The sequence below is a fragment of the Sphingomonas sp. dw_22 genome, from assembly GCF_018449795.1.
Taxonomy (GTDB): domain Bacteria; phylum Pseudomonadota; class Alphaproteobacteria; order Sphingomonadales; family Sphingomonadaceae; genus Sphingomonas.
The window spans coordinates 1-5708 of sequence record NZ_JAAVVE010000087.1; the positions used below are offsets into that span (position 1 = coordinate 1).

10 protein-coding genes are annotated in these 5708 nt (G+C 68.5%); 2 read left to right on the forward strand and 8 right to left on the reverse strand.

The window, feature by feature from the left end; all coding sequences use genetic code 11:
* The first annotated feature begins 194 nt into the window (after positions 1-194).
* Positions 195-350 carry a hypothetical protein gene (locus HB724_RS20085; protein ID WP_213982720.1) on the forward strand — a complete coding sequence of 52 codons (156 nt, stop codon included), beginning with the start codon at positions 195-197 and terminating at the stop codon, positions 348-350.
* A gap of 50 nt (positions 351-400) precedes the next feature.
* Positions 401-877, forward strand: a complete 477-nt coding sequence (locus HB724_RS20090; RefSeq protein WP_213982721.1) for a hypothetical protein — start codon at positions 401-403, stop codon at positions 875-877.
* Positions 878-892: 15 nt separating this feature from the next.
* Here the strand turns inward: HB724_RS20090 and HB724_RS20095 are convergent, their stop codons facing one another.
* The 8 genes from HB724_RS20095 to HB724_RS20130 form a co-directional block, all read right to left on the reverse strand.
* The gene (locus HB724_RS20095) at positions 893-1321 is read right to left on the reverse strand and encodes an OsmC family protein (RefSeq protein WP_213982722.1); all 429 of its coding nucleotides are present in this window, start codon (positions 1319-1321) and stop codon (positions 893-895) included.
* A gap of 113 nt (positions 1322-1434) precedes the next feature.
* On the reverse strand, positions 1435-1848 hold the full coding sequence (locus HB724_RS20100) for a glycine zipper 2TM domain-containing protein (protein WP_213982723.1): 414 nt from the start codon (positions 1846-1848) through the stop codon (positions 1435-1437).
* Between the two features lie 185 nt (positions 1849-2033).
* On the reverse strand, positions 2034-2477 hold the full coding sequence (locus HB724_RS20105) for a MarR family transcriptional regulator (protein WP_213982724.1): 444 nt from the start codon (positions 2475-2477) through the stop codon (positions 2034-2036).
* Positions 2478-2659: 182 nt separating this feature from the next.
* A complete protein-coding gene (locus HB724_RS20110; protein ID WP_213982725.1) occupies positions 2660-2857 on the reverse strand; it encodes a hypothetical protein in 198 nt (65 codons plus the stop codon).
* A gap of 77 nt (positions 2858-2934) precedes the next feature.
* Positions 2935-3147 (reverse strand): cold-shock protein, encoded by a 213-nt coding sequence (locus HB724_RS20115; RefSeq protein WP_213982726.1) that lies wholly within the window; start codon positions 3145-3147, stop codon positions 2935-2937.
* A 199-nt stretch (positions 3148-3346) separates the two neighbouring features.
* Complete coding sequence (locus HB724_RS20120) at positions 3347-4582, reverse strand: hypothetical protein (RefSeq protein ID WP_213982727.1); 1236 nt, start codon at positions 4580-4582, stop codon at positions 3347-3349.
* 155 nt (positions 4583-4737) lie between these two features.
* Entirely contained in the window at positions 4738-4899 is a 162-nt protein-coding gene (locus HB724_RS20125; RefSeq protein ID WP_213982728.1) for a hypothetical protein, read from the reverse strand.
* 514 nt (positions 4900-5413) lie between these two features.
* Positions 5414-5708, reverse strand: a 295-nt coding sequence (locus HB724_RS20130; RefSeq protein WP_213982729.1) for a DUF3597 domain-containing protein, incomplete at its 5' end; no start/stop codon positions are given.

The following is a 5708-nucleotide window of genomic DNA, read 5'->3' on the forward strand; positions in this document are numbered from 1 at the left end:
GCGCGGCGCTTGCCGGGATCCTGGCCGATCCGCCAGCTGCCGCGGCGGTTCGCGCCGTCGCCGAGCCCTTCACCTGGGCCGCCAACAGCGCGCGGCTCCATGCCTTCCTCCAGCGCCTGGTGGCGGCGCGCTGACGGTGGAACGCTGCGTCCCCTCCGCCCGTTCGGTCTCCGGGCGGGTGCAGGAGACGAAGCATGAAGAGCCGGAAACTGGACAGGGACGAGCGGGGCGCCGATGCGGTCGGCGCCCGGGCCGCCGCACGCCGGGCAAAGGATGTTCGCGGCAAGCTGGCACGCGGCGAGCTGGTGATCGAGTTCGAGTTCGAGCACCCGGCCGAGACTGCGCATTGACGCGGGGTCGTTCGTCCATGACAGTGGTATGACAAATCGTGGAGGAATGAATGGCCGGCAAGAAGGAAAAGAAGGACGGCGCGAAAAGCTCGCTGCTCCCGAAGAACATCGCGGGCATCAAGCTGCCCAAGGACGTGCGCCGCAAGCTGACCGGACTGGCCAAGCATCCCGTGGTCGCCGACCTGCTCGCGGCGGGTCTGGTCGCGCTGGCCGCCAGGCTCAAGAACGAGCCCGAGGCGAAGCCGGCCGCCGCCGCCAAGCCCGAGGACAAGCCCGAGGGCTCGCCGCCGCCGGCTCCCGTTGCGGCCGCGGCCCCCAAGCCGGTGGTCAAGCGGACGCGCAAGCCCGCTGCTGCGCCGGCAATCGCCGCGGTGCCTGCCAAGCCTGTTGCCAAGGTGAAGGCCAAGCCGGCTGCCCCGGCTGCGGCGAAGCCTGTGGCGGCTGCGAAGCCCGTGGCGAAGCGTCCCTCCGCCCGCGCTGCCGCCGCCAAGCCCCGTGCGCCGCGGACGCCCAAGACGGACGCCTGACGGCCGGACGGTACTTCAGGCCAGTTCGTAGGTCAGGCTGATCTCGGCCTTGAGCAGCTTCGAGACCGGGCAATTGGCCTCGGCGCCCTTGGCCAACGCCGCGAACTGCTCCTCGGCGATGCCGGGGATGCTCGCCTTGAGTGTCAGGTCCGAGCGGGTGATCGAGAAGCCGCCTTCGCCGTCGGCCTCGAGCTTGACCGCGGCGCTGGTCTCCAGGCTGCCCTCGCTGAAGCCGGCCTGGGCGAGGGCGAAGCTGAGCGCCATGGTGAAGCAGCCGGCATGCGCCGCGGCGATCAGTTCCTCGGGATTGGTGCCCTTCTCATCGCCGAAGCGGGTGTTGAAGCTGTAGGGCGTGGCGTCGAGCACGCCGGAGGCCGAGGTGATGTGGCCCTTGCCCTCCTTGCCGAAGCCTTCGTAGCGGGCGGTCGCGGTGCGGGTGGTCATCGGCGTGCTCCTCTGTTCCTTGTGCGCCCGTTTCTAGCGCGGCCATGTGGCGGCGCGAAGTCACACTATCGGATAGGTCGCGGCGGCGGGATGGCCCGCCGCCGCGCGCCGCCTCAGCGGCAGCGGACGTCGTTGTTCTTGTCCACCGACGAGCCGACCGCGGCACCCGCCGCTGCGCCGAGCAGCGTGCCCAGCACTTCCGACCCGCCCGGCGCGATCACGTTGCCGAGCACTCCGCCGGCGATGCCGCCGACGATCAGGCCCGTGGTGCCGTCGCTGCGGCGGCAATAATAGCGCCCGTCCTGGCCGCGATAGACCCGGTCGTTGCGAGCCAGACGGCGCTCGCGGTAACGGCGATTGTCGTCGCGATAATAGCGATCGGCATAATAGCCGCCATAGGAGGGATCGGGACGGTTATAGTCATAGGAGCGGTAGCCCGAACGGCTGGCCGAACCGGTGCCGTAACTGTCGGTACAGCCCGAAACCATTGCCGCCGCGGCGACGAAGCCAAGTGCTAAAAGTCGCATATTGTCTCTCCCATTTCCCTGCGTGATGTCAGGCCAATGCTTGGGGAGGGGAAAGGTTGCCTGTCGGGCCGTGTCGCTCGCGACTCCTGGATCCCGGCTTTCGCCGGGATGACGATCCCAATTCCAGCGATGCGAAAGAGCCTCGCCTTTCGTCGCCCCTCAAATCCTACATTGCAAGCCCGATTTCAGGCCGCCGCCCGCAGCCGGGCGACCAACTCGCGGACGCGATCCAGCGTGTCCGGGCGGGCCGTCACCCAGAAGCGGCGGCGATCGGCGGGATCGGCGGTGCGGTCGATCAGCCCGAGCGCGTCGAGCCGATCGACATGGCGCAGCGCCGTGGTGGTCGGCACGCCCGAGGCGTGGCACAGCCCGGTCACCGACACCCGGCGCCCCTCCTCCGAGGCGACCAGCAGATCGAGCAGCATGTCCCACGCCGGATCGCGGAACACCGGGATGCCGAGCGACTCGTTGCGGCGCAGGCGCAGCGCCCGCCAATGCGCGGCGAACTCACCGAGCGTCAGCGGGTTCTTGCCAGGGGCGACATCGATGGCGGCGGTTTCGATAAAGGCGATCGCGGCATCGGGCGTGGTGCCCAGGCGTTCCGCGGTCGCTTCCACCAATTCGCGCAATCTCGCGATCTGGCCCGAAGTCAGAGCGACTTTCTCGCCCATCGTCTCATACTCGCATAATTAACACAGGTTAACGGCCAATTGGGGGCCGTTTCCCGCATTGCAAGGCGATGCGCGGTCGATTCAGGCTAAGTAATACTACAATATTAGTCCGGCGTGCGACGGGCCGATGGCGCGCCGGGTCAGGCGGCGATGGTTGCTGGACCGGGGCGATTCTCGCGCACGGCGCGCGCGGTCTCGACGCGTTCCTGACGATCGGCCATGTCGAGCCAGGCAGCCTCGGCGCGCAGGCACCGTTCGCGGACATTGGAGAGGGTCGCAGCCTCGGCGTCGGCGCGGCACTGGGCGGCGTTGGCGCGGAAATTGGGGGCCTGGGCCATGTGGCGTTCTCCTGGAGTAGATGGCGCCCCCCGCGATGTGCGGAGGGCGCCGTATTTCGGGTGACGCCTGAGAAAGCTCAGTCGACAGCCTGCAGGTTGACGGCGCTGGTCTTGCCGCGCTTGTCCTGCTCCAGCTCGTAGGTGACGCGCTGGTTCTGATTGAGGGTCGCCATGCCGGCGCGCTCGACCGCGGTGATGTGGACGAACGCGTCCTGGCCGCCGGTGTCCGGAGCGATGAAGCCATAGCCCTTGTCGGCGTTGAAGAACTTGACGGTGCCGGTGATGCTCATGCGGATTTTCCTTCTTTTATCGGGATCCCGAATGCCGGGAGCCCTCGTGCTGCGGGGCGAAGAGAAGGAAAGAGGAGCCGCAAAGCGCCAGTGACCGTTCAATTTGCGACTGTAGCAGCGCCACATATGGGCGCTTGGGGGCGGAATAGCAAATAGACGCCCCCGACGGCGCCCGGCGACGGCGACGGGACGTGCGAAATCAGGGACCATCGCCGTCAAGTTGCGCCATATATTCCGCATCGCGCGAATAATCCCAGTTTTCGTCCTCATCCTCATCCTCGAACTCGTCTTCGGGATCGTCGTCTGCGTCGCCGGCCGCCATTTCGAGCAGCGCGTTGAAATCCACACCTTCCGGAGGCTGCATTTCGGAACGGCGGCCGGGATCGGGCGGGACGGGGACGAAGCCGAACAGGGCATCGCGCTCGGCGGCCTCGATGCGGGCCTGCTCGGCGACGCGGGCGCGGTAGGGGGCCTCGATCGCTTCCTCCTCCTCCAGGGTGAGGGCGCGCTCATAGTCCTCCTCGCCATACTCGCCCTCTTCACGGCCCTCGAAGCCCGGCGGGGCGGGATAGCGGGTGCGCCATTCGCGGGCCCGGTCGTCCCACCACAGGGCGGGGGTGGCTTCCTCCTCCTTGTTCGCCGGTTGACTCATTTGACTCTCCGGAGGGGTGGTTTCCTCCGGCCTGGGCGGTGCGAGCGCGAGCAGGCCGGCGGCCTCGGCCCGCGCCCATTGCCCGGCGCTCCATTCGTGGCGGCACGCGGGATCGAGATCGGACGTGTCGACCTCTTCGGCCAGCCCGGCATGGGTGCGCAGCCAGCGATCGGCGCGGGCGAGCGCGCGGATCGGGGCGAGATCAACCTCGGCCGCCTCCTCCGTCCGCGCGCCGAGGAAGACGCCGGCGCGGGCCGGGCCTTGGCCGATACACTCCAGGAACTGGTCGAACTCGGTGGCGACGAGGCGCGCGGCGGCATAGGTGACTTCGCCCGACGCGCGATCGGCAAGGCGATCGAGCCGGTTCAGGATCGTCGTCGCCAGGCGATTGTCATAGCGGTGGCGCGAGACGCTGGTGCCGTCGCGATAGGTGATCGTCTCGATCTCGCCATTGAGCGCGCGATCCAGCATGTCGTCGGCGAGCGCGTCGCGGGCGAGCAGGCACGCCGCCTGCCAGGCGAGCGCGAAGGCCGCGCCCTGGGGGCGGCGGCGAAAGGCATAGGCGGATTGCTTGGTGAGGCCGACGATGCGGCAGGCATGGACGACGCTGCGCCCCTCCGCGACCGCCTGGAGGAAGAGTTTCTGCCGCTCGGGCGTCCAGCCGGTCCAGGACGCGGGCGGGTAGGCGGGGTGGCGCCAGTCCTGGTCGGTGGTGTCGTGGGGGATGGGCGTGTCGGGCGCCGCCTGGCTGGCGGGCGAGGGCATGGGCGTGATCGCGTTCATTCCGGTCCTCCTCGTGGCGCCGGCGCGACTCGGCGCGGGCGTGGGTGGACCGGTTCGATATACCGCGATTTCCTACATTGGAAAGGAAAAGTTCATGGTTTGTTCCGGCGGTGCCATGCCGCCGTCCGGCAGGCGCCGGGTTAGGCCGCCTGGGGTCAGCCGAGCACTTCGCGCACCGCCGCGCGGGCGATGTCGCGCTGGGACGGCAGGGCGGGGGAGAACTCCACCGGGAAGAGCCGGCGATGCAGCGGGATGGCGCGGGGCCGGCGGGCAGTACGGGTGATCTGGGTTTCGTGGATCTTGTCGAAGAAATTCATTGGGTTTCCTGTTTGGGGTTGGGGTGGCCGCAGCCTCGACTGTCGAGGCGCGGCGGCGCTTTCGGATGCACGACATGCGCGCCGGAAGGGCGCTGCGGGTCGTGATCGGAGAAAGGGCTGGGGCGCGAAAGTTCGCGAGGAACTGCCGGTTGGCGATCGGCGCCTTGCGAGGGGATATGGGGTGGAGGACGGGGGATTCAAGTGGGGGCGCGTCTGCCTCTAACCCGGGCCCGGGCCAATGGAGCGAGGACGGATCGACATTCAGCGGCGGGAGGGGCATCGATATTCCTTCGTCGATCGTCACCCCGGCCGCAGTGCCGGGGTCCACCGGGATGCTGGGAGAGCCGCTGGAGGTGTGAGGGGCTCTCTGGAGGATGAGTGGACCCCGGCACTGCGGCCGGGGTGACGAAGGGGTTTTTCGTCCGTCGTCCTCTAAATGTCGATCCGTCCCAGCGCGTGCCCACCCCTTGCCCCTCCCTGCGAGCAGGGAGGGGGGCTGGATGTCGATCGGTGTTCAGTCCTTCAGGCCGGCGGGAACCTTGCCGCCGTTCTTTTCCAGCTCGCCCATCACCGCCTTGTGCAGCCAGATGTTCATTTCCGCCGAACCGTCCTTGGCGCCGCCATAGCCGAGCTCGGTGGCGAGCTCCTTGCGGTTGTCGAGGCTGGAATCGAGATCGAGCAGCTTCATCAGGTCGACGATCGAGCTGCGCCAGTTGAGATCGGGATTGCCCTTGGCGGCGACGATCGCGGTCAGCACGGCTTCGACATCGACCGGCTGCGGCGCGGGTTGGTGCCCCGGCGCCGCGGGG